This window comes from Chitinophaga sp. 22308 (assembly GCF_052045305.1).
GTDB lineage: Bacteria > Bacteroidota > Bacteroidia > Chitinophagales > Chitinophagaceae > Chitinophaga > Chitinophaga varians_A.
Genome location: NZ_JBQEOP010000002.1, coordinates 954,976 through 976,222, shown reverse-complemented (window position 1 = coordinate 976,222; position 21,247 = coordinate 954,976). Strand labels below are relative to the sequence as shown.

The following is a 21,247-nucleotide window of genomic DNA, read 5'->3' as shown; positions in this document are numbered from 1 at the left end:
AAATCGGGACAACGAGGCAACAGATCAGGCCAGTTCGACGGATTTTTTTGGCCGGACCAACCGGCGGAGTTGGTTGGGACTTTTGAAACCGCACTCTTTGGCCACCCAGGCCACCTTTTGGCCGGATTTTAACAAAAGTATGGCTTTTTCCTTCCGCAGTTTCTGGATATAGTCGCCGATAGTAGTGCCAGTGGCGGATTTGAACAGGCGGGTCAGGTTACGGGGACTGATAAACACCTGCTCTGCCAGTTCCCCGATCGTCAGTTTTTGGTGGAGATGGGAGATAATATAGTCCTGTACCGCATGTACCTGGTGATTTATATGCTGTCTGTTTTGCAGAAAGATACTATCTTGCGGAGAGGAACCATCACGACGCATGGGCACAACCAGTACTTTTGCCAACAGACTGGCAAATGCTATTCCATGACGTTCTTCAATGAGAGCCAGCGCCATATCAATACCGGTAGCGATACCGGCACTAGTGTAGATACGGCCGCTTTTAACAAACAATCTGTTTTCCACCACCTTCAGGCGCGGAAATTGCTGTTGTAAGGAAGTTGTTTGAGCCCAGTGGGTAGTACATTGCTGCCCGTCAAGCAAACCGGCAGCGGCCAATGCGAAGGCCGCAGTACAAACAGAGCAGATGGTAGCTCCGCTGGCGGCAGCAGCCTGTAACCAGGGAACCCACAAGGCGTCGTCCGCACGGTCCCACCGCCGCAGGTCCATTCCGGCAACGATCAGGATATCTTCCTTTGTCACCGTCACGGAAGTGGGTGGGTCTACTGAAGCGAAGCCTAAACCGGAGGAAGTACCAGGTTGTGGATAAGGAGAAACATATCGCAGTTCATAGGACTGGCCGCAGCAGATGGCCTCCACAAATACGGTCACCGCGCCCGCCAGGTCCAGCAGATGCACCCCGTCGAAAAGAAAAAATATGACACGATTGGGTATCATCTGACGAAATTAGTATATTATTGACAAAAAGTTACGAGAGGTAATATGAACAGGAAAGATGTCTGGAGATACAAATCTCTGGAACAATTAGAAAACAAACGTTGGGAACCCGCCACAGAAGATTCCGTACTCACAAAAAGGTGCATCGCCCTCAGCAAAGTGCCCGTCATTAAGTTAACAGCCAGCGACCTAAGGGTATTGATAGGTCAAGCCTTTAATCCAAATTATCTGGTACCCCTGGCCATCGAAAAACTGAAGGACGATCTGTTGGTGGAAGCAGACCTGTACCCGGGCGATCTGTTAAAAAATGTACTGGACGTTCCCCCGCCGTTCTGGGAAGAACATCAGGAGCTGCATCATGACATGAAACAGATGATCCAGTCACGCGCAGTAGAAGTAGCATCTGAGATTGATTTACCCGGTTATTGGCAATCGTAAGCCGGTAGTTCTACAGGACAAGATCATCCCTCAAAATCGAAAAGTGATAACTGTGGATTAACAGGCTTATCCGAAACAGGACCCGCTTCTCCGAAATTAGACAACGTTATACCCAACAAACGTATCTGCTTATCTTCCGGCCCGGTAGCTGCCAACAATTGTTTGGCCGTGTGCAATATTGTGTCCAGGTCTCCTACCGGATAAGGGAAGGACTGATTGCGGGTGATCTGCCTAAAATCGCTGTACTTGATTTTCAGTGTAACGGTACGCCCTTTCAGACTGTAGCGCTCCAACCTGCCGTAAACGGTGCGGGCTATTTTTTCCAGCTCTGCATGCATGTCTTCCAGGACCGTCAGGTCGTGGGGAAAGGTATCTTCTGCGCCCAATGATTTGGTTTCGCGGTGCGGTTGCACCGCCCGGTGGTCTATTCCCCGCACTATCTGATAATAAAAAGTACCCACCTTGCCGAAATATTGCTTTAGCTCCTGCTCCGTCAACTTCTTCAGATCACCACCGGTAAAAAGCCCCATCCGCTTCATTTTATCGGCAGTCACCTTGCCCACGCCATGGAACTTTTCTACGGGCAACTGCTCCATAAATGCTTCAATTGCCGACGGGCCGATGAACGTGAAGCCGTCCGGCTTATTGAGGTCGGAAGCGATCTTCGCCACAAACTTATTCACCGAAATACCGGCGGAAGCCGTCAGCTGCAGCTCTTCCCGGATAGCCATTTTGATCTGCCGCGCAATGTCAATGGCGGAACCTATGTTCAATTTATCTTCCGTCACGTCCAGGTAGGCTTCATCCAATGACAACGGTTCTATCAGATCGGTATAACGTGCAAAAATTTCCCGTATCCTGCGGGACACTTCCTTGTAAGCATCAAAACGGGGACGAACAAAAATAAGCTGCGGATATAACTGCAACGCCCTTCTGGACGACATGGCCGACCGGATGCCATATTTCCGCGCTTCATAACTGGCGGTGGCCACTACGCCCCTCCCCTCCGGAGACCCGCCCACCGCGATCGCTTTGCCACGGTATTGCGGGTTGTCACGCTGCTCCACCGACGCATAAAATGCGTCCATATCGATGTGAATAATCTTACGTTGTATGTTATTTTCGGTCTGTTCCATTTGTTCTTCCGCAGGCACCGTAAAGATACGACAAAACAGGCTGCTGAACCGTTTCAGCAGCCTGTTATTCAGCCGTGTTTTCCGTATAGTTAAAACATAGGAGGAGCCGCGTTCAGATCGCTGTCCAGGAAGTCTTTCACCATCGGTATCCACCAGTCTGCATGGATCATCATACCGATATGCGTAGTGCCCGGCAGGATGGCCAACCGGGACTGCGGCAGCCCGTGAATATCTCCCATTTTCCCGCCGCCTTTGGCTTTGATCAGGTCCAGCGCATGCTCGTACCGCACGCCGTCTGCGTCACCAATGGCCATAAATATGGGCGCTTTGATATTTTTCACTTCTTTGGTCCAGTCGTACTTTACCGCGTCTATACTCAACACCTTTTTGATGTACGCAGGAAACTGCGCCGAATCATTACCGTAGCTGAGATAGGCTTTTTCTATCGGAGAACCTTTGAACATATCTGCGTTCATAGTAGCGAAGCTGGCCTCCACATCGGGCCACCAGCCGTTATGCGCATAGGTGCCCGACAAAATCACCAGCCTGCGCAACTGCTCCGGATGGCGTATGGCAAACTGAAAAGCAATACCGCCGCCCATACTGTACCCGGCCACGTCCGCGCTGTCTACCTTCAGGTGCTTCAGCAGACCGGACACATCGTCCGCCATTGCCTCATAGCTGAATTTGCGCGGGATATCCTTTGTACGGCCGTGCCCCTGCATTTCAGCCACAATTATTTTCCGGTCTTTAGCCAGCACAGGAATAATGTGCGCCCAGTTCATGGGAATATTCATAAAGGAACCATGCAACAGCACCAGTGGTTTGCCGCTGCCGTAGACTTCATAATACATCTTCAGTCCGTTCACATCCGCATAACCGCTCTCTGTCGGTTTGATGCTGTCTTTGGCAACAGTATCTTTGGGCATGTTGTTGGTGGTGGTTTGCTTGTCTTTCGGTGATTGCCGGCAGGCCACGAACATTATAGTTACAAACGATAAAAAGATGATCAGGTGCTTCATACGATGTTGTTTTGTGATGGTACAAATGTCTGCAACATCCGGTTGCAATGTGCTGTATGTATGCGACTTTCTACCGGGTCAAATGCGACCTGTGTCATTTGAAATGTGTAATTTTAAGGGATGGTCAAAATAGAAACACTGGAAATTTTTTACAGGGATAAAATCGGACGGACGCCTGAAAACCTCCGCCGCGGGGCAGGACATTTTGATATATTCAAGACCGATTACACCACCGGCCATCCTCTGCCCCATCCTGCCGCCTACCGGCGACGGGACTTCTATAAGATCAGCCTTTCCCGCGGTAAAAGTGAAGTACAGTTTGCCGATAAAACAATTCAGATCAAAAAACAGGCGCTCCTTTTCCTGAATCCGCAGATACCCTGCAGCGGGGACCAGTCACAGGTGAACAACAGTTTTTGTATCGTCTTCAACCAGCATTTTTTTCATCGTTATGGTAACCTGTATGAATACCCCGTTTACCAGCCGGGCGGCACACCCGTCTTCGAGCTGACAGATGAGCAGGTGAATCAGGTGGAAAACATTTTTCAGCGCATGCTGGAAGAGAAAGCCTCTGACTATGTGTACAAATACGATGTCTTGAGAAACCTCACGCTGGAATTAATTCACTTTGCGCTGAAAACGCAGCTCAGTGCAGCCACGCAGGCCAAACCGCCACACAATGCGGCAGAAAGGATTGCCACGCTTTTTACCACGCTGCTGGAACAACATTACGCGATTGACGATACCACACAACAGGTATCCCTTCGCTCTGCTGCCGATTTTGCCCGGCATATGAATATCCATGTCAACCACCTCAACCGGGCGCTGAAAGCAGTGACCGGTCATACCACTTCCCACCTTATCGCTGCCCGTTGCCTCAGCGAAGCTAAATCGCTGCTGCAACAAAGCAGCTGGAGCGTGGCTGAAATAGCCTATGCACTGGGTTTCCTGGAGCCCGCGCATTTTAACGCCTTCTTCAAAAAACAAACGGGTATCTCCCCTCAGAAATTCAGGAATGTTTGAATTTTAAAACAGATGGTTTGAATTTCGCTTTTCCCCGGCCCGCCGGCAAATGACCTTTGCTTATCGATCAGCCATTGTGCCATTAAAAAATCGAACAAGCATGAAAACAAGAAAATTAAGGGACCTCGAAGTATCGGCCATCGGTTACGGATGCATGGGGCTAAGCATGGGGTATGGCGCCGCACCGGACAAAGCAGAAGCCTTACGTCTGCTCCGTTACGCCTACGACCTCGGCTATACGCTTTTTGACACCGCAGAAAGATACGCCATGGGCGCCAATGAAGCCCTGATCGGCGAAGCATTGCAGGACGTGCGGAACAACGTAGCGCTGGCCACCAAATTTATGATAGAGAAAAGCGATATCGGCCATTATTCAAAAGAAAACCTGTTCCGCCATATTAAAGGGAAACTGGAGCAGTCGCTTGGCAGGCTGCGCACCGATCATGTGGAGCTGTATTACCAGCACCGTGTCAACAAAGACATACCGGTAGAAGATATCGCCTGGGTAATGGGTGAACTGATACAGGAAGGTAAAATACGCGGCTGGGGCCAGTCACAGGCCACAGCGGAAGAGATCAGGAGAGCGCACGCTGTTACGCCACTCACCGCTGTGCAAAGTGAATACTCTATTATGGAGCGGCAATTTGAAGCCGACGTGATCCCTGTCTGCGAAGCGCTGAACATTGGCTTTGTTCCGTTCTCCCCTTTGGCCAACGGTTTTCTCTCCGGCAAAATCAGTGCTGACACCACTTTCAAAGGCATCGATGCCCGGAGGGTGATCACCCGTTTCAACAAAGACAACATCAAAGCCAACCAGCCATTGCTGGACCTGCTACATCATTTTGCCAAGGAAAAAAATGCCACGCCGGCACAGATTTCACTGGCCTGGATGCTGCATAAAAAAGATTTCATGGTGCCGGTCCCTGGATCACGCAACCGGGAAAGGATACACGAAAATTTTGGCGCCGCGGCGGTAACGCTCTCCCGTGATGAGTTTGCCGCCATTGAAACAGCCCTGTCGACAATACAAATTCACGGCAACCGTACTGATGAAGACCTTGCGCGGCTACGGACATTGACAGCCGAATGATCAAAAAAAATGCGCCACTATAAAAGTGGCGCATTTTTTTATAAGGAGATGATCACATAACTGGTTTTATCCAGAAGCTGTATTCCTGATTGTGGAAAGGTATCCGGTATTGTTCCAGCGGCCATGCGCCCCAGCTGTCGATGCCCTGTACGCCGGACTGCTGAAGGTCAATGTGCATGTAGATTTCAGGCCTTGCCACCAGTTCACCGGAATGGTATTGTTTTTTGTCTGCTTCCGGATCGAGGTCGTTCAGGCTGTAAGGCAACGCTGAGAAATTGAGCAGGCTGTCGGCGTATTCAAAGCGGAGGCCTTTGCCTTTTTTGTTGGTCATGGCCACCCAGCGTACATCTGATTTGTTGCCGCTTTCCTGTGGCCTTGCATACGGGAAATATTGCTGATCAACAGACTGATGATAAATGCCGACGAAAGAAGCTGTTTTCCGGTCCCAATAATTTTCCCATGGGCCGCGGCCGTAGAAATCGATCTGGCTAAACTGCTGTTGCAGCTGCAGATCGTTGCCCAGGCGCAGGAGCAGCGTGTGTTTGCCTTTTACGGCAGCGAAGCCGTTGGTCACTTTCAGGCTGCCATCGCCGTATACTGCGATGGTTTGCGTCACTACTGCATCCCCGTCCACGATTTCTTTTTTCAGGACTACTTCATAGCCGTTGGCGGTTTTGTTGACCGCAGCTTCCAGCAGTTTACCGTCAGCATAGGCGTTGCGCCATTTGCGGAGGGAGTGGTTAAAACCTGCGCCGATGTCATTGTCGGTAGGCGCACGCCAGAAAGCAGGCTGCAGGCTGCCTTTCAGCAGTTCTTCCCCTTTCAGTTCGTATTTCTCAAGGGCGCCTTGTTGCAGGTTGAAGCTCACGGAGAAGCCGTTGCCTTTGATCACCGCGTGGCCCGCCTCCTGTTGCAGTGTCAGCTGTCCCGGTTGGATGGCCGCAGGCGCTACTGCCTCACCTTTGCCCCAGGCAAATTGTTCCGCGGCTATTTCAAAACCGGCAGGCAGGAAAGGCTCCTGTTGCTTCAGGACATAACGCACATTGAGGAAATATTCTTTTCCTGCGCGCACAGTGCTTTTCACCGGCAGGTGGATGGCCGCTGTTTGTTGCGGGGCCACAGACAACGCTTTTACGGCGCCTTTTTCGATGATCTTTCCATCTTCCAGCAGTTCCCAGTTGAGCTGGTAGTTGGCCAGGTCCCGGAAGAAATAGCCGTTGCGAACGGTTACCGTATTGTTGCCATCATAGCTGCTTTTGATATGCTGGTACACTTTCTTCACTTCTATCGCCATGGGGGTGAGCCCGCGATGGGCGGTCACCACGCCTTTCACGCAGAAATTATTATCGCTGAAAGTCTCGTTCACCGGGCCACTCAGCGGGAAGTCGCCGCCATAGGCGAGTATCCGCCTACCATTCTTCACGGTATCAATTCCCTGGTCGATCCATTCCCAGATGAAGCCGCCCTGGAGGAAAGGATGGTTCTCGATAGCGGTCCAGTATTCCTGGAAGTTACCGAGGCTGTTGCCCATGATATGGGCATATTCGCTCATGATCATCGGGCGGTCAGGATTGCGGCCGGAATATTTTACGAGCCAGTCAGGGTCGGGATATTGCGGCACGATGATATCGGTATTATAATCCATTTCAGCGCGTTCATACTGTACGGGGCGTGTATCGTGCGCTTTCAGCCAGTCGTAGGCTTCATAGAAGTTGGTACCGTTGCCTGCTTCGTTGCCCAGTGACCAGGTCACTACGCTGGGATGGTTTTTATCGCGTTCGTACATACGCAGTACTCTTTCGAGATGCGGCGTGCGCCACTGTTTGTCGTTGGCCAGCGTATAGGCGAGATCGTAGTAGCGGCCATGTGATTCGATGTTGGCTTCGTCGATCACGTACAGGCCGTATTCATCGCAAAGTTCCATCCAGTAAGGGTCCGGAGGGTAGTGCGAATGACGTACGGCATTCACATTGAGCTGTTTCATCATCTCCATGTCTTTGCGCATGTCTTCGCGGGTGAGCGTGTGGCCTTGTGTGGCGTTGTGCTCGTGGCGGTTCACCCCTTTGAGGAACACCCGTTTTCCGTTGACCAGGAAATTGCGGTCTTTCAGCTCGATGCTGCGGAAACCGATGCGTTGCGGCACTACTTCCAGCACGTCACCGGCCTTGTTTTTCAGTGTCAGGTAAAGCGTGTAGAGATATGGTTTTTCGGCCGACCAGCTTTGTACGCCAAGTACTTCCTGATGAAACTGTATATTAGTTTTATAGTTGCCCAGTACGGGTTTCAGTCCACTGTTTTCTTCTTTCAGCACTGTTTTGCCGGTGGCGTCCACCAGTTCCATGGCCACCGCGAAAGTGTCCGGTTTACTGTGGTTTGTTTTTTTGTCTATCCTGTAGTTGCTGACTTCCAGGTTGATGTCTAACACGCCGTTGGCATAAGATTTATCCAGTGACGCGGCGATTTTAAAATCGCGCATGTCCAGTTTGGGCGTAGCGTACAGGAATACTTCGCGTTCGATACCGGAGATACGCCACATGTCCTGGCACTCCAGGTAGGAGCCGTCGCTCCAGCGGTAAACCTGTAATGCGACTACGTTCTGCCCGGGTTTTACAAAACGGGTAATGTCAAATTCAGCGGCCAATTTGCTGTCTTCGCTATAGCCTACCTTCTCTCCGTTGATCCAGATAAAAAAGGCAGATTTAACGGCGCCGAGATGAATAAATACCTGTTTACCGTCCCAGTCCTTCGGCAGGTCAAATTTTTTCCGGTAAGATCCCACCGGGTTGTTGTCTTCCGGAATATCGTAAGGAGGTTTTAAAGCGGCGCCCATTTTAGCACGGCCGGTAAACTCATACGGATGGTTGACATAAATAGGCAGGCCATACCCGTTTACTTCCCAGTTGGCGGGCACTTTGAAATTGTCCCATCCGCTGTCGTTAAAATCCGGTTTGTAAAAATCGACCGGACGTTTACGCGGGTCCTGTACCCAGTTGAATTTCCAGGTACCGTTGAGCGACAGGAAGTTTCCTGATTTGGTTTTATCACGCTGGCCGGCCAATACTTTGTTTTCAAAGGCAAAGGCGGAAGCCCGCATGGGCAGGCGGTTTACGGACACTACTTCCGGCGTCTGTAATTCCGATGGAAGCTGTTGCGCCCACCCTGCCGTGGCGGCAGCGGTAAGCGCCAGGGTAAGTAATCTTTTTTTCATTGTTCTGTGCTACGATGATAATAAGCGTATAAAGTACGTGTAATTATATTTAAAAACGTAAACAAATACACGAACGGGAACGGAGGATAATGCAGACGGTGACCGATTTACCGAACAACCTTTCTTTCCCTGATGGATTTTCTTACTTTTATCGGAAAGAAATCCCGCTTACATGATCAGAAAAGGAGAAGGCTTCAAAGGTCAGCGCGCTATCGTCATCCCCCGCAATATTTTGCAGGAGAAATGCGCCGCCGACCCGGTGATGCAGACGATGTACATCACGGACATCGGCTATTATCCCAAAGCGAAGTTCCACTACCGTAAACGCCCCAACGGCGCGCCGGAGCATATCCTGATCTACTGTACCGAAGGCCGCGGCACTATCCGGACCAATAAAAAAGACCATCCCATCAAGGCGGGCGACTGTTTCATCATCCCGAAGGGCTCGCCCCACGCCTACCAGGCGCATGAATCAGATCCGTGGACCATCTACTGGGCACACTTTGCCGGCCATACCGCTGATGCGATCGTGCATACCGCCATGCAACAGCCTGGCAGCCACCAGACATATCTGCCACATGCGCAAGAGCGGCTGGCGTTGTTTGATAATATCTACCAACAATTGGAAAGAGGCTACCGCACGGAGAACCTGGTGTATGCCAGCATGAGCTTCTGGGCTTTCCTCGCTTCGTGTATCTATCCCAGCGCCTATCTCCCGGGGAAAACAAAGGCAGGGCAGGATACTATAGATAACGCCATCGACTATATGAACCAGCACCTGGACCGTATGCTGACGCTGGAACAGATGGCGCGGTCCATCAACCTGTCCATCTCCCATTTCTCTACTTTGTTCAAAAGCAATACCGGGTATTCACCGATCGAATATTTTAATCACCTGAAAGTACAGAAAGCCTGTCAGTACCTGCATTTCACCCATCTGCGGGTAAAAGAGATCGCGTCGCTGCTGGGCATGGAAGACCCCTATTATTTCTCCCGGCTGTTTACCAAAGTAATGGGTATTTCACCAGCGCAGTACCGCACCAAAAAACAGGAACCGTAAAATAATCCATCAAATTCCGCAGATCCTCTATCCGCTTAGTACCGGCAGACGATTACTTTTACAGTGGTTCAATGAAAAAAACACATGCGCTCTACATCCACGTTCAGGGCAGCCCTGCTGCTGTCCGTTGTTGCCGGTATGGTGGTGACAGCCTGCCATTCACGCAAGCGCACTGACTTCAGCACGGAAGTCAAGCCTATACTCAACAAACACTGTATCAGCTGCCATGGCGGCGTTAAACAAAGCGGCGGCTTCAGCGTCCTTTTCCGGGAAGAAGCCCTTGGCAACACCAAATCCGGTAAACCCGCCATCATCCCCGGTCACCCGGAGAAAAGCGAATTTATCCGCCGCCTGACCTGTAAAGATCCTAAAGAACGGATGCCACAGAAAGGCGAGCCGCTCACCGCTGCGGAAGTGGAAGTCCTCACCCGCTGGGTAAAAGAAGGCGCCGAATGGGGCGAACACTGGGCTTATGTTCCCCTGAAACCCGTTCCGGTGCCGGATATCAACGTCGAGAACGGAAATGATATCGACCGGTTTATTGTAGAAAAACTCAAACACGAAGGACTGAAGCCCTCCAAACAGGCAGACCCGATGACACTGCTGCGCCGCGTCAGTCTCGACCTGACCGGCTTACCGCCCACACCAGCCATGGCAGCGGCCTTCCAGGCAGACCACAGTCCCGCTGCCTATCGACGTATCGTCGACTCCCTGCTGCAGTCCCCGCATTATGGCGAACGCTGGGCCTCCATGTGGCTGGACCTGGCCCGTTATTCCGACACCAAAGGCTATGAAAGAGATGCCAGCAGGAATATCTGGCGCTATCGTGACTGGGTCATCGACGCGTTTAACCAGGACATGCCGTACGACAGCTTCACCATCGCGCAACTGGCCGGTGACCTGCTCCCGCATCCAACCAACAGCCAGCTGATAGCGACAGCTTTCAACCGCAATACCATGACCAACGACGAAGGCGGCACACAGGACGAAGAGTTCCGCACCGCCGCCGTTATGGACCGTGTGAGCACCACCATGGACGTATGGCAGGGCGTCACCATCGGCTGCGTGCAATGTCACAGCCATCCCTACGACCCATTCCGGTTTGAAGATTATTACAAGCTGCTCGCCTTCATGAACAATACCCGTGATGAAGATACCCACATGGAACACCCCAAGCTGCGCCTGTACGACAGTATTGGCCTCGCAGAGGTGAACCGTATCAGCCAATGGGTGCAACAACACGGCAACACCGCACAGGTGGCCGATGTACAGCAGTTCATGAAAGTGCTGGAGCCTAAAGTACATGCGCACGACTGCGACAACTACGTGAACGGCGCTTTGTATGATACCAAATACCTGGGCGTGCGCCACAACGGCAGCTGCCGCCTTCCTGCACAGGCTACTGGCGGTAAAACACAGCTGTTGATGAACTACTGGACCGGCAACAAAGGCGGCACGCTGGAATGCCGGCTGGACAGCCTCAACGGCCCGGTGTATTTCACGCAGGCACTGGCGCCCACCAACGACCGCCGGGTGATTTCCATCCCGCTGAAACCCACTACCGGCAGACATGACCTGTACCTGAAGTTCCGCAACGCTTCACTGAAGCCTAACGACCCGGTATGTATGGTAGAATGGTTCGCCTTCCGTGACGACCTGCCAGGTAAAGGGCAACCCGGCTATGATTCCATCAACAACCAGCTCCTGGCATTGGTGAACACGCAACCACAGGACATCCCGGTGATGATAGAAAACCCACCGGCCATGCAGCGCACCACCCGTATTTTTGAACGGGGCAACTGGCTCGTGTTAGGCAAGGCCGTTACCCCGGACGTACCGCACTCCCTGAATCCTTTCCCTGCCAAAGCCCCACGCAACCGCCTCGGGCTGGCCGAATGGATCACCGATCCCGGCAATCCGCTCACAGCGAGGGTGATGGTCAACCGTCTATGGGAACAAATATTCGGCACCGGTATCGTGGAAACCGTGGAAGACTTTGGCACACAGGGCTTCCTGCCTTCCCATCCCGCATTGCTGGACTGGCTCTCTTACCAGTATATTCATCAATACCGCTGGAGCACCAAAAAACTGTTGCGCGAAATCGTGTTATCAGCCGCCTATCAGCAGGACGCCGCCACTACTCCTGAATTACAGGAGAAAGACCCTGCCAACCGCCTGCTGGCCAGGGGCCCGCATTTCAGGCTCACCGCCGAAGAAGTGAGAGACCAGGCGCTGGCCGTGAGCGGGCTGCTGAACCGTAATATGCACGGTCCCGCTATCATGCCGTACCAGCCGGAAGGCATCTGGCAAAGCGTATGGAGCGGAGAATACTGGAACCAGGCAAAGGATGGCAACCAATACCGCCGCGCTATCTATGTGTTCCAGAAACGTACCAGTCCGTACCCGTCCATGATCACGTTCGACGGTTCCAGCCGCGAAGTATGCCTGCAACGGCGTATCCGGACCAACACGCCCCTGCAGGCGCTGGTGACGCTCAATGACCCGGTGTACGTGGAAACCGCCCGCGCGCTTGCACAGAATATGCAACGCAACAACAACAACGACGCCGCTGCGGGTATCCGTTGGGGTTACCAGACAGCAGTATGCCGGCAGCTGACCGATAACAAACTGGCGGTACTGCAAAGGCTGTACAACCAGGCATTGCAGCAGTATAAAAAATCCCCTTCCGATGCAAAAGCATTGCTGCAATGCAAGGACGCGCCGCCACAGCTGGCCGAACTGGCCGCGCTGACGGTAGTGGCCAATGCTATTATGAACCTCGATGAATTTCTGATCAAATCATAACTAACGATATGTCACGTTTGCACGATAAACTACTTCGGGAAGCCAATGAAGAAACATTGCGCTTCGTCACCCGCCGGCATTTTCTGCTGGACTGCGTGACCGGTCTTGGCGCGGCAGCACTGGGCTCTTTCCTGACCAGCTGCGGCAGCAGTTCCGTCAAACAACCGGATTTCAGTGCCGACCCTATGGCGCCCCGTGCCCCGCATTTTCCCGGCAGGGCCAAAAGCGTGATCTACCTGCATATGGCCGGCGCACCTTCACAGCTGGAACTGTTCGACTATAAACCAGACCTGCAAAAGCTGCATAACCAGCTCTGTCCGCAGTCCCTGCTGGAAGGAAAAAAATTCGCTTTCATCCGCGGCGTCCCTAAAATGCTGGGGCCCCAGGCCGTATTTGCGCAACATGGCGAATCACGGGCATGGGTATCCGACCATCTGCCGCATTTCGCCACCATGGCTGATGAAGTGAGCTTTCTCAAAGCCGTGCAGACCGACCAGTTCAACCACGGTCCTGCGCAGTTGCTGATGCAGACCGGCAGCGCCAGGCTCGGCAGGCCCAGTATCGGTTCCTGGGTGACCTATGGCCTCGGCACGGAAAACAGCAACCTTCCCGGATTTGTGGTGCTCACCTCCGGCGGTAAAACGCCCGATGCCGGCAAAAGCGTGTGGGGCAGCGGTTTCCTGCCATCTGTGTACCAGGGCGTGCAATGCCGCACCAAAGGCGATCCCGTGCTGTTCCTCACAGACCCTGAAGGAATGGACCGTAACCTTCGCAAACAGTCCATCGAAGCCATCAACGATATCAACCGACAGGAATACGAAAGTTTCGGCGACCCCGAAACAGTGGCCCGCATTGCGCAGTACGAGCTGGCCTACAAAATGCAGATCTCTGTTCCCGATGTCATGGACATCAACAAAGAGCCGGCATATATTCATGAGATGTACGGCACGCAGCCCGGCAAAGAGTCCTTCGCCAACAACTGCCTGCTGGCCCGCAAACTGGTAGAAAAAGGCGTACGTTTCGTACAGCTGTACGACTGGGGCTGGGACAGCCACGGTACCGACGAGAACCTGGCCATTGATTACGGGTTCCGTAACAAATGCCGCGAGATAGACCGCCCTATTACCGCACTGCTGAAAGACCTTAAACAACGCGGACTGCTTGACGAAACGCTGGTAGTATGGGGCGGTGAATTTGGCCGTACGCCCATGCAGGAAAACCGTGACGGCAAAGACACCCCTTACCTGGGCCGCGACCACCACGTAGAAGCCTTTACCATGTGGATGGCCGGCGCCGGCATTAAAAAAGGATTTACCTGGGGAGAAACAGATGAAATAGGTTACGCCGCCATTAAAGGCAAAGTGGCCATCAACGATATACACGCCACTATCCTGCAACAGCTGGGATTTGACCATGAGAAGCTGACCTATCAGTTCCAGGGCCGCCCCTTCAGGCTGACTGACGTAGGCGGGCATGTGATCACACCGATTCTGGGTTAATATTTAAAATCAACCAATGCATACCAGCAGAAGAAATTTCCTCCGGCAGTCTGCCGTTATGAGCGGCGCACTGGCCCTCTCCTCCCTTCCCTCCTTTGCAGCCCGGCCAGCCAATGGCTACCGGTTGACCGTCATGGCCACCAACTGGGGATACCCTGGCAGTATCGGTGACTTTTGTCGCGATGCCAAAGACGCCGGTTACGACGGCATCGAGCTATGGTGGCCGCAGGACAAAGCAGCGCAACAGGCGCTGTTCGCCGCCCTCGATCAATACAAACTGCAGGTAGGCTACCTCGCCGGTGGTCACGACAGCGACTATACGAAACATGCCAATCAGTTTGAAGCCAATCTCTCTGCCGCCACCAGCACCGGTCCACGGCCGCTATACATCAACACACAATCCGGCAAAGACTATTTCACCTTCGAGCAGAACGCCGCCCTCATTGATATCAGCACGCGTATCACGCAGCGCAACGGCGTTCCCATCTACCACGAAACACACCGCTCCCGTATGCTGTTTGCCGCGCATATAGCGCGCCAGTTCATTGAGAAGAAGCCCGACCTGCGCCTGACGCTCGATATCTCCCATTGGTGCAACGTGCATGAGTCGCTGTTGGAAGACCAGGCCGAAACGGTGAACAAAGCACTGGAACGCGCAGGACATATACACGCGCGTATCGGTCACCCCGAAGGGCCGCAGGTCAATGATCCCCGGGCACCTGAATGGGGGAAAGCCGTGCAGGCGCATTTCAACTGGTGGGACCAGGTAGTGCGCCGCCACCAGGAAGCAGGCAAGCCGCTTACCATACTGACCGAGTTTGGCCCGGCCGACTATATGCCCACGCTGCCCTATACGCGGCAGCCGCTTGGCAATCAGTGGGACATTAACGTATTTATGATGCATCAACTCAAACAGCGCTACGGGAAGTAATGAAGATATTAGCCGCAACCGGAAACTGGAATCTATTCATTGGCAGGATTCATCCGCTGATCGTACACCTGCCGATAGGTATCCTGATCATCGCTTTTATACTGGCGTTGCTGTCACGCAGCAGCAAGCGCGCCGGCCTGCGGGCCGCGCTGCCGTTGTTACTGCTGACAGCCGCCCTCTCGGCCGTCGCCAGCTGCGTGGCAGGTTACCTGCTATCGCTCGACGGCGGTTACGACGAACAGTTGTTGAACACTCACCTGTGGCTGGGTATAGGCGTAGCCGTTAGCAGCACCCTGCTGTACCTGCTGTGCGTTGTCCCTGCCGGCAAACGGCTGGTACGGTTACAGCTGCCGTTGCTGGCAGTGGTGCTGGTACTGGTGTCCGCCGCAGGCCACTATGGCGGGTCGCTCACGCATGGAGACGACTATCTTGTGCAGGCTATGCCGCCCGCTTTACAGGCTTTCAGCGGCAAACCCAAAACAGCTGATAACGCGCCTGCCTATACGAACGTAGCCGATGCACGGATATACGAAGACCTCGTGGCGCCCGTACTTTCCTCCCGTTGCTACGGCTGTCACAATGCGCAGAAACTAAAAGGAGGGCTACGCCTGGAGACGCCGGCACTGATCCGCCAGGGCGGAGAACACGGACCGGTATTAAAAGACAGTATGCCGGAAGAAAGTGAGCTGTTCAAAAGACTGGTGCTGTCTGACAACGACGAGCACCGGATGCCGCCTAAAGGCAAGCCCCAGCTGGCCCCCCGCGAGGTAGAACTGCTTTACTGGTGGATAGCGCAGGGCGCGCCTACTGGTAAAACGGTAAAAGAACTGAAGCCCACCCCACGTATACAGTTGGTGCTGGAAGCCATGACGCCGGGCAAAGCGCTGGACCACAATGAGTTTGTGCCGGACGCAGCGCCGTCTGCGCCGGATAAAAAGAGTGTGGCGGCCCTGGAGGCCAAAGGCGTGAAAGTGTTGCCGGTAGCGGCCAACAGTCCTTTTGTTTCCGTTACGTGTATCAACGCGGCCGGCTTCAGCGACGCAGACATGACGTTGTTGCACCCGTTGCGGTCACAGCTGGTGTGGCTGGACCTGTCCGGCACCCGCATCACCGATGCGGCGTTGCCTGCTATCGGTCAGCTGACCGCCCTTACGCGGCTGGAGCTGAAACATACGGCTGTCAAAGGTTCCGCGGCCACGCCGCTGGCAGGCTGCCAGGAGCTGCGGTTCCTGAACCTGAGCGGCACCGCCTGTACGCCCGCTTTCCTGAATACACTGGGGAAGAATAAAAAACTACAGCAGCTGTATTTATACCAGGCTAACGCTGACGCCAACACGTTGCGGCAGCTGCAGCAGCAACTGCCCAAACTGCGTATCGATACCGGCGGTTACCGGCTGGAGCAGCTGGCATCAGATACCATTATCTATAAAAAGAAAACTGTTTAAAACCATTTACTCTTATCAGGGTATTGCCGGATGTCGGTCATATTGTTGACGATCACCGCTATCAGCAGCAGTATGGCCACTCCGGAAGCCACCGGCGACAACACGTACCAGAAGCCCAGCTTCCGGATGGCCGGTGAACCGGCGATCGCGAGCAATGCCGTAGCCCCTCCCGGCGGATGCACCGTTTTTGTCACCTGCATCACCACCAGCGATACCGCCACAGCCAATGCGCAGGCCAGCCACTCCCATTCCGGCCATGGTACCAGGTAACGGACCGTTACGCCCACCAGGGCGCTTAACAGATGCCCTCCCACCAGGTTACGCGGCTGTGCCAGTGGGCTTTGGGTATGACCGTATATTAATACCGCCGATGCGCCGAAAGATCCTATCAGAAACAGGTTGTCCTTCACCGGGAGATAAAAATGACTGAGCAGCCCAACGCAGGCAATACCGGCAAAAGCGCCGATAAATGACCAATAAATATTTTTCTTATCGATCAGCGTCTCCCGATATATAACATAGCGGGCTACCCGTATACCACGGCGTAGTCTGATGAATTTTGTTTTTTGATGATGTTCGCGGTGTGCGGCTTTCCTTTCTTGTACAGATAACATTTTACTACTGTCAGCTTGCCCCTCGGGACTTGTTTTTCCGCCGCAAAGATATGTCATCTCCCGTCAAATCCCCTATCAGCAAGAAAAACACTCTTTCTTTTTTATTTTTTTCAGAAAAAAAATATCTGCGCAAAAAGACTGCGCACATGGTCTTGCATCTTTGTATCATCGAAGCGGTCAAGTAAAAGTTACTTCATCATTTGGGATTTACTTTCACCATTACCGCCTCAACTAAAGCTGTCGTCTAAATTGGCAAGACACCGGTATAGGAGTTTCGGAATTACCAAAAGGGTCAACCGGGGCTTACTTCCTGAGGGAACCGGGAATGTTGGTTCGAATCCAGCCTGCTTTTCTATCAAGGTCAATTGTCGCTTACTACGTTTTTCTACAAAAAACCAGCGGCAAAATTATCTGATTATAAATGTTAAAAACGATGAACAAGATTCTAAAAGTAGCTTTACGTCAACAGGCCATTTACATTCCTTCAACAGCGCTGAACGGCGCGACAGGAATGAATCCTGATACCGCTTTACTGGTGGCCAATATGGCAAAACTGGGATTTGGCGTATCAGAGCCGCTGTTGCGCGCACTGGAACAGACCGACGCCGCCTGCCAGGCGCAGATACTGGAGCAGCTCCGGGATGTAATGGGTGTAAAACTGAACTGGGCGCCGCTGGTAAAAAACTGGCATGTACCTACGGGAGAATCTTACGCCGATCATATCATCACTTACTTCACCAACTTATTAGGACTTACTGGTGGAACAAGACTGGCCTGTGGCCACCTGATACCGCCTCATACCTTTCCGCTGGAGCGTTACAACGGCTGCCCATTCTGCGGTACCCCCCTGGAAACCGCTGCCATAGAACATTACGGACAGCATAAAAAACTGCGTGTACTCGAACTGTGGACACTGGCAGATGCGGAACAGTACCTGGAGAACCTGCTGGCGTCCCGTACCGCGCTGGATGCCACACAGCAGAGCAGTCTGCGTCGTTTGCTGGCGGAACTGCCTTTGCCGGCAGGAAAAATCGCGATGCGGGAAACAGCGATCACGGTTATTGATGTCCTGTTGGAACAGGGCCGTGCTGAAAAAGCACAGGCATTGTTCACCACGCCTACGGATATACTCCGTTACCTGTGGTTTAAACATACCGGGTTCCTGCAACTGGTAGCGCCCAAAACCATTATCACGCGGACAAAGCGCAACGGGGCCGAACGCCGCGCCACCCAAAAAAACGAGACCAGCAAAGCAGCCATCGCCGCTTCGCTGAAACTGAAATACCGCCGTGAAGATGCACAGATCGTCGCCCGCTGGATCAATGGTCTGTCTATGGACGCCGCAAAGATCTGCGCCGATATGCATCCTAAACGCCAGATGTGGGTCCGTTTCATCCGCGCCCTGCGCCTGGCTGAATACAGCAAACGTGTAGGTTTTGAGCACCTGCGTACCATTATGGACAAATTTTACCATGGTGACTACGAAGTGTGGCAGGGACGGCTGGACCAGTTCCGCCTGCGTCATGATGCCTCCAGCACTTTTTACCTGTTGCAACAGCGGCCGGGATTATTTGCCCGTTCCCTGTTTGCCAACATGCTGTGGTTTGGTCCGGAAGCCTCTATCGATGCGTTTTCCAAGGTCGCCGATAAGGTGCCTGCCCGGCTGTTGTTCACCCTGCAGATGTATGCCGGTTATTATTTCGACCCTTATACTACTCGCGTGGTGAAACCATTGGGAGGTACGGCCAAGCAGCTGCCGGCCAATAAAATGCTGACCATCTACACTGCCGAAGAACTGGACGGGATGCAGCAGGCCGTGGCCAATCTGTGCCTGGAAGCCACCCGTAAACGTTTTGCGGCTATCCCTGCCAACGGTCGTACCATGTACATCGATCCTGCGTTGTATAAAATACCACTCTCCATCGGTGACCGTAGCGAACAGATACAGGACCTGCCTGCAGCCCTGATGGGAACCCGTTTCCAGCTGGAAGGCAACAGTATCCGCCTGTTCATGCAATGGGGCAAAGGGCTGCCAGCCCAGCACCTGGATATGGACCTGAGCTGCCAGATCAGCTATGACCATCAACTGGACTACTGTTCCTTCAGCCGCCTGCAAACCACCGGATGCCTGCATAGCGGCGATATCCGCTCCATACCTAACAATGTAGGGACCGCAGAATATATAGAACTGAACGTGGACCAACTGGCCGCTGCCGGTGCCCGTTACGTGTCCTTCACCTGTAACGCCTACTCCTCCGGAAGCCTGGTGCCTGAAATGGTAGTGGGATGGATGGATAGCCGCCATAAAATGAAGATATCCGAAAAAACAGGCGTAGCCTACGATCCTTCCTGTGTACAACACCAGGTGCGTATCACCCGCGGACTGGCCAAAGGCCTGGTCTTCGGAGTGCTCGATGTAGCCGCCCGTAACATCATCTGGCTGGAAATACCGTATGAAGGCCAGGTAGTGCAGCAGCTAAACAATAACAACATCACCGGCCTGCTGAAAAAGCTGGACCAGAAAATGACCATCGGGCAACTGCTGGAGATAAAAGCCTCCGCACAACAACTGCAACTGGCAGATACCGCCGACGCCGATGAGATATACACCGCTAAATGGGCGATGGACACCGCCGCCGTGACGCAATTATTCGTTGATTAAAACGTCCCAGGGCTGAAGCCCTGGGCTACGTTTTGCTTTTCAGGTCCTTTTATGGTCATAGGCTCTTCACACCCGCCCCCCTTCATTTCACGAATTATCGTTATTTTCGGGCGGTCATGGTTTTGATAAAAAAACTGCTACTCCCCATATTGCTCTGTTGTAGTGTAACGGTAACCGCCCGCCAGGCCCCATCTTCCGGCAACAGTACAGACACAACGGCCCCCCGGGGCTTGTATCAGCGTGTGCTTCATTATCTGGCGCATACCAACGATGAGCGTAAACACAAAAATCTGGACCTCAGTTTCATCGGTGGCCCTGTCTACACACCGGAGACCAGCGCCGGCATTGCGGTGATGCTGGCCGCACAGTACCGGACAGACCGGACAGACAGCCTGTTGCCGGTTTCCAATGTGGCCGTATATGGTTCTGTGGCGCTGACCGGCTTTTACGGCATCGGTATTAACAGTACCACCATTTTCCCAAAAGACCGTTTCAGGCTGATGATAAAAGCGTCTTTCAGCTCACGCCCCGATAAATACTGGGGCATCGGCTATGATGCCGGTTCCGCCAAAGACGATTATACCGACTATCTGCTGCTCACGGAAAAATTACAGGCCGATCTGGCGATTAACCTCAGCAACCGGTTTTATGCCGGCATCAGCGCCCATATACAGAACGGACAGGCAAAAGACATCGATACCGCCGGCGGTAAACCGCTGATGCAGCCGACGCGCGTTTTCGGTATGGGCGCAGGCCCTTTCATCGTTTACGATACCCGTGACTTCATTCCCAATCCGGCCCGCGGTATCTATGCGCGGATAGGATACCGCTTCTATCCTACTTTCCTCGGCAATAACACCAGCTTCACCAAACTGGAACTACAGTTTGACTGGTACAAACAACTCTGGAAAGGCAGCATCCTGGCCATGGACTTCTATGCAGAAGAACACAGCGGCGATGTGCCCTGGAACATGCTGGCACAGGCCGGTGGCTCCAACAGGTTACGCGGCTACTATGAAGGCCGGTACCGCGACCGCAATTATGTCTCCGGGCAGGTAGAACTACGGCAACACGTATACCGTCGCAGCGGCGCCGTAATATGGGTTGGCGGCGGCAACATATTCCCCCGCTTCGATGCCCTTTCTTTTCAGCAAACACTCCTCAGCTATGGCATCGGCTATCGCTGGGAATTCAAAAACCGCGTCAACATACGGCTGGACTACGGCCGCGGACAAGACCAGTCCGGCTTCTACTTCGGCATCAACGAAGTTTTCTGATGCTATCCGACACGGCTATACGTTTTTATTCCATCAATTTTACCAGCGTATAGCATTAAAATCTTTCCTTTGCGTTTTTAATG

General features: G+C 53.1%; 15 protein-coding genes and 1 tRNA gene. 11 read left to right on the top strand and 5 right to left on the bottom strand.

The annotated features are described in order from the left end of the window. Nucleotides 1-24: 24 nt before the first annotated feature. Complete coding sequence (locus ACTJJS_RS10835) at nucleotides 25-954, bottom strand: GlxA family transcriptional regulator (RefSeq protein ID WP_440663697.1); 930 nt, start codon at nucleotides 952-954, stop codon at nucleotides 25-27. A 45-nt stretch (nucleotides 955-999) separates the two neighbouring features. Here ACTJJS_RS10835 and ACTJJS_RS10830 point away from each other — a divergent pair, with 45 nt between their 5' ends. Further along, complete coding sequence (locus ACTJJS_RS10830) at nucleotides 1,000-1,392, top strand: contact-dependent growth inhibition system immunity protein (protein WP_440663696.1); 393 nt, start codon at nucleotides 1,000-1,002, stop codon at nucleotides 1,390-1,392. 23 nt (nucleotides 1,393-1,415) lie between these two features. Here ACTJJS_RS10830 and dinB read toward each other — a convergent pair whose 3' ends face one another. Next, nucleotides 1,416-2,528: a DNA polymerase IV gene (dinB, locus tag ACTJJS_RS10825; protein ID WP_440663695.1), complete on the bottom strand. Its 1,113-nt coding sequence runs from the start codon at nucleotides 2,526-2,528 to the stop codon at nucleotides 1,416-1,418. Nucleotides 2,529-2,617: 89 nt separating this feature from the next. Further along, a complete protein-coding gene (locus ACTJJS_RS10820; protein WP_440663694.1) occupies nucleotides 2,618-3,550 on the bottom strand; it encodes an alpha/beta fold hydrolase in 933 nt (310 codons plus the stop codon). A gap of 120 nt (nucleotides 3,551-3,670) precedes the next feature. Between ACTJJS_RS10820 and ACTJJS_RS10815 the strand changes: the two genes are divergently transcribed. After that, a complete protein-coding gene (locus ACTJJS_RS10815; protein WP_440663693.1) occupies nucleotides 3,671-4,573 on the top strand; it encodes a helix-turn-helix domain-containing protein in 903 nt (300 codons plus the stop codon). Nucleotides 4,574-4,673: 100 nt separating this feature from the next. Continuing rightward, complete coding sequence (locus ACTJJS_RS10810; RefSeq protein WP_440663692.1) at nucleotides 4,674-5,663, top strand: aldo/keto reductase; 990 nt, start codon at nucleotides 4,674-4,676, stop codon at nucleotides 5,661-5,663. A gap of 52 nt (nucleotides 5,664-5,715) precedes the next feature. On the opposite strand, the gene ACTJJS_RS10805 is transcribed toward ACTJJS_RS10810, so the two are convergent. Then, the gene (locus tag ACTJJS_RS10805; protein ID WP_440663691.1) at nucleotides 5,716-8,871 is read right to left on the bottom strand and encodes a glycoside hydrolase family 2 TIM barrel-domain containing protein; all 3,156 of its coding nucleotides are present in this window, start codon (nucleotides 8,869-8,871) and stop codon (nucleotides 5,716-5,718) included. A gap of 172 nt (nucleotides 8,872-9,043) precedes the next feature. Here ACTJJS_RS10805 and ACTJJS_RS10800 point away from each other — a divergent pair, with 172 nt between their 5' ends. The 5 genes from ACTJJS_RS10800 to ACTJJS_RS10780 all read left to right on the top strand — a co-directional run bounded on the left by ACTJJS_RS10800 (nucleotide 9,044) and on the right by ACTJJS_RS10780 (nucleotide 16,611). Beyond that, entirely contained in the window at nucleotides 9,044-9,931 is an 888-nt protein-coding gene (locus ACTJJS_RS10800; protein WP_440663690.1) for an AraC family transcriptional regulator, read from the top strand. A gap of 84 nt (nucleotides 9,932-10,015) precedes the next feature. After that, the gene (locus ACTJJS_RS10795) at nucleotides 10,016-12,736 is read left to right on the top strand and encodes a DUF1553 domain-containing protein (protein ID WP_440663689.1); all 2,721 of its coding nucleotides are present in this window, start codon (nucleotides 10,016-10,018) and stop codon (nucleotides 12,734-12,736) included. An 8-nt stretch (nucleotides 12,737-12,744) separates the two neighbouring features. After that, nucleotides 12,745-14,235 carry a DUF1501 domain-containing protein gene (locus ACTJJS_RS10790; protein WP_440663688.1) on the top strand — a complete coding sequence of 497 codons (1,491 nt, stop codon included), beginning with the start codon at nucleotides 12,745-12,747 and terminating at the stop codon, nucleotides 14,233-14,235. Between the two features lie 16 nt (nucleotides 14,236-14,251). Next, a complete protein-coding gene (locus tag ACTJJS_RS10785) occupies nucleotides 14,252-15,166 on the top strand; it encodes a twin-arginine translocation signal domain-containing protein (RefSeq protein ID WP_440663687.1) in 915 nt (304 codons plus the stop codon). After that, nucleotides 15,166-16,611, top strand: a complete 1,446-nt coding sequence (locus tag ACTJJS_RS10780; RefSeq protein ID WP_440663686.1) for a c-type cytochrome domain-containing protein — start codon at nucleotides 15,166-15,168, stop codon at nucleotides 16,609-16,611. The genes ACTJJS_RS10785 and ACTJJS_RS10780 overlap by 1 nt, the downstream gene beginning before the upstream one ends. On the opposite strand, the gene ACTJJS_RS10775 is transcribed toward ACTJJS_RS10780, so the two are convergent. Next, entirely contained in the window at nucleotides 16,608-17,225 is a 618-nt protein-coding gene (locus ACTJJS_RS10775) for an HPP family protein (RefSeq protein WP_440663685.1), read from the bottom strand. The genes ACTJJS_RS10780 and ACTJJS_RS10775 overlap by 4 nt on opposite strands. A gap of 233 nt (nucleotides 17,226-17,458) precedes the next feature. Here ACTJJS_RS10775 and ACTJJS_RS10770 point away from each other — a divergent pair. The 3 genes from ACTJJS_RS10770 (at nucleotide 17,459) to ACTJJS_RS10760 (ending at nucleotide 21,164) form a co-directional block, all read left to right on the top strand. After that, nucleotides 17,459-17,577, top strand: a tRNA-OTHER gene (locus ACTJJS_RS10770). Nucleotides 17,578-17,658: 81 nt separating this feature from the next. After that, a complete protein-coding gene (locus tag ACTJJS_RS10765) occupies nucleotides 17,659-19,887 on the top strand; it encodes a hypothetical protein (protein WP_440663684.1) in 2,229 nt (742 codons plus the stop codon). Between the two features lie 116 nt (nucleotides 19,888-20,003). Beyond that, nucleotides 20,004-21,164, top strand: coding sequence for a BamA/TamA family outer membrane protein (locus ACTJJS_RS10760; RefSeq protein WP_440663683.1), 1,161 nt, complete (start codon nucleotides 20,004-20,006; stop codon nucleotides 21,162-21,164). Nucleotides 21,165-21,247: the final 83 nt, after the last annotated feature.

What these genes read in the sequence shown, in the direction of transcription:
- ACTJJS_RS10835 (WP_440663697.1), bottom strand. Translation starts at nt 954, where the DNA reads ATGATACCCAATCGTGTCATATTTTTTCTTTTCGACGGGGTGCATCTG.
- ACTJJS_RS10830 (WP_440663696.1), top strand. Translation starts at nt 1,000, where the DNA reads ATGAACAGGAAAGATGTCTGGAGATACAAATCTCTGGAACAATTAGAA.
- dinB (WP_440663695.1), bottom strand. Translation starts at nt 2,528, where the DNA reads ATGGAACAGACCGAAAATAACATACAACGTAAGATTATTCACATCGAT.
- ACTJJS_RS10820 (WP_440663694.1), bottom strand. Translation starts at nt 3,550, where the DNA reads ATGAAGCACCTGATCATCTTTTTATCGTTTGTAACTATAATGTTCGTG.
- ACTJJS_RS10815 (WP_440663693.1), top strand. Translation starts at nt 3,671, where the DNA reads ATGGTCAAAATAGAAACACTGGAAATTTTTTACAGGGATAAAATCGGA.
- ACTJJS_RS10810 (WP_440663692.1), top strand. Translation starts at nt 4,674, where the DNA reads ATGAAAACAAGAAAATTAAGGGACCTCGAAGTATCGGCCATCGGTTAC.
- ACTJJS_RS10805 (WP_440663691.1), bottom strand. Translation starts at nt 8,871, where the DNA reads ATGAAAAAAAGATTACTTACCCTGGCGCTTACCGCTGCCGCCACGGCA.
- ACTJJS_RS10800 (WP_440663690.1), top strand. Translation starts at nt 9,044, where the DNA reads ATGATCAGAAAAGGAGAAGGCTTCAAAGGTCAGCGCGCTATCGTCATC.
- ACTJJS_RS10795 (WP_440663689.1), top strand. Translation starts at nt 10,016, where the DNA reads ATGCGCTCTACATCCACGTTCAGGGCAGCCCTGCTGCTGTCCGTTGTT.
- ACTJJS_RS10790 (WP_440663688.1), top strand. Translation starts at nt 12,745, where the DNA reads ATGTCACGTTTGCACGATAAACTACTTCGGGAAGCCAATGAAGAAACA.
- ACTJJS_RS10785 (WP_440663687.1), top strand. Translation starts at nt 14,252, where the DNA reads ATGCATACCAGCAGAAGAAATTTCCTCCGGCAGTCTGCCGTTATGAGC.
- ACTJJS_RS10780 (WP_440663686.1), top strand. Translation starts at nt 15,166, where the DNA reads ATGAAGATATTAGCCGCAACCGGAAACTGGAATCTATTCATTGGCAGG.
- ACTJJS_RS10775 (WP_440663685.1), bottom strand. Translation starts at nt 17,225, where the DNA reads ATGTTATCTGTACAAGAAAGGAAAGCCGCACACCGCGAACATCATCAA.
- ACTJJS_RS10765 (WP_440663684.1), top strand. Translation starts at nt 17,659, where the DNA reads ATGAACAAGATTCTAAAAGTAGCTTTACGTCAACAGGCCATTTACATT.
- ACTJJS_RS10760 (WP_440663683.1), top strand. Translation starts at nt 20,004, where the DNA reads ATGGTTTTGATAAAAAAACTGCTACTCCCCATATTGCTCTGTTGTAGT.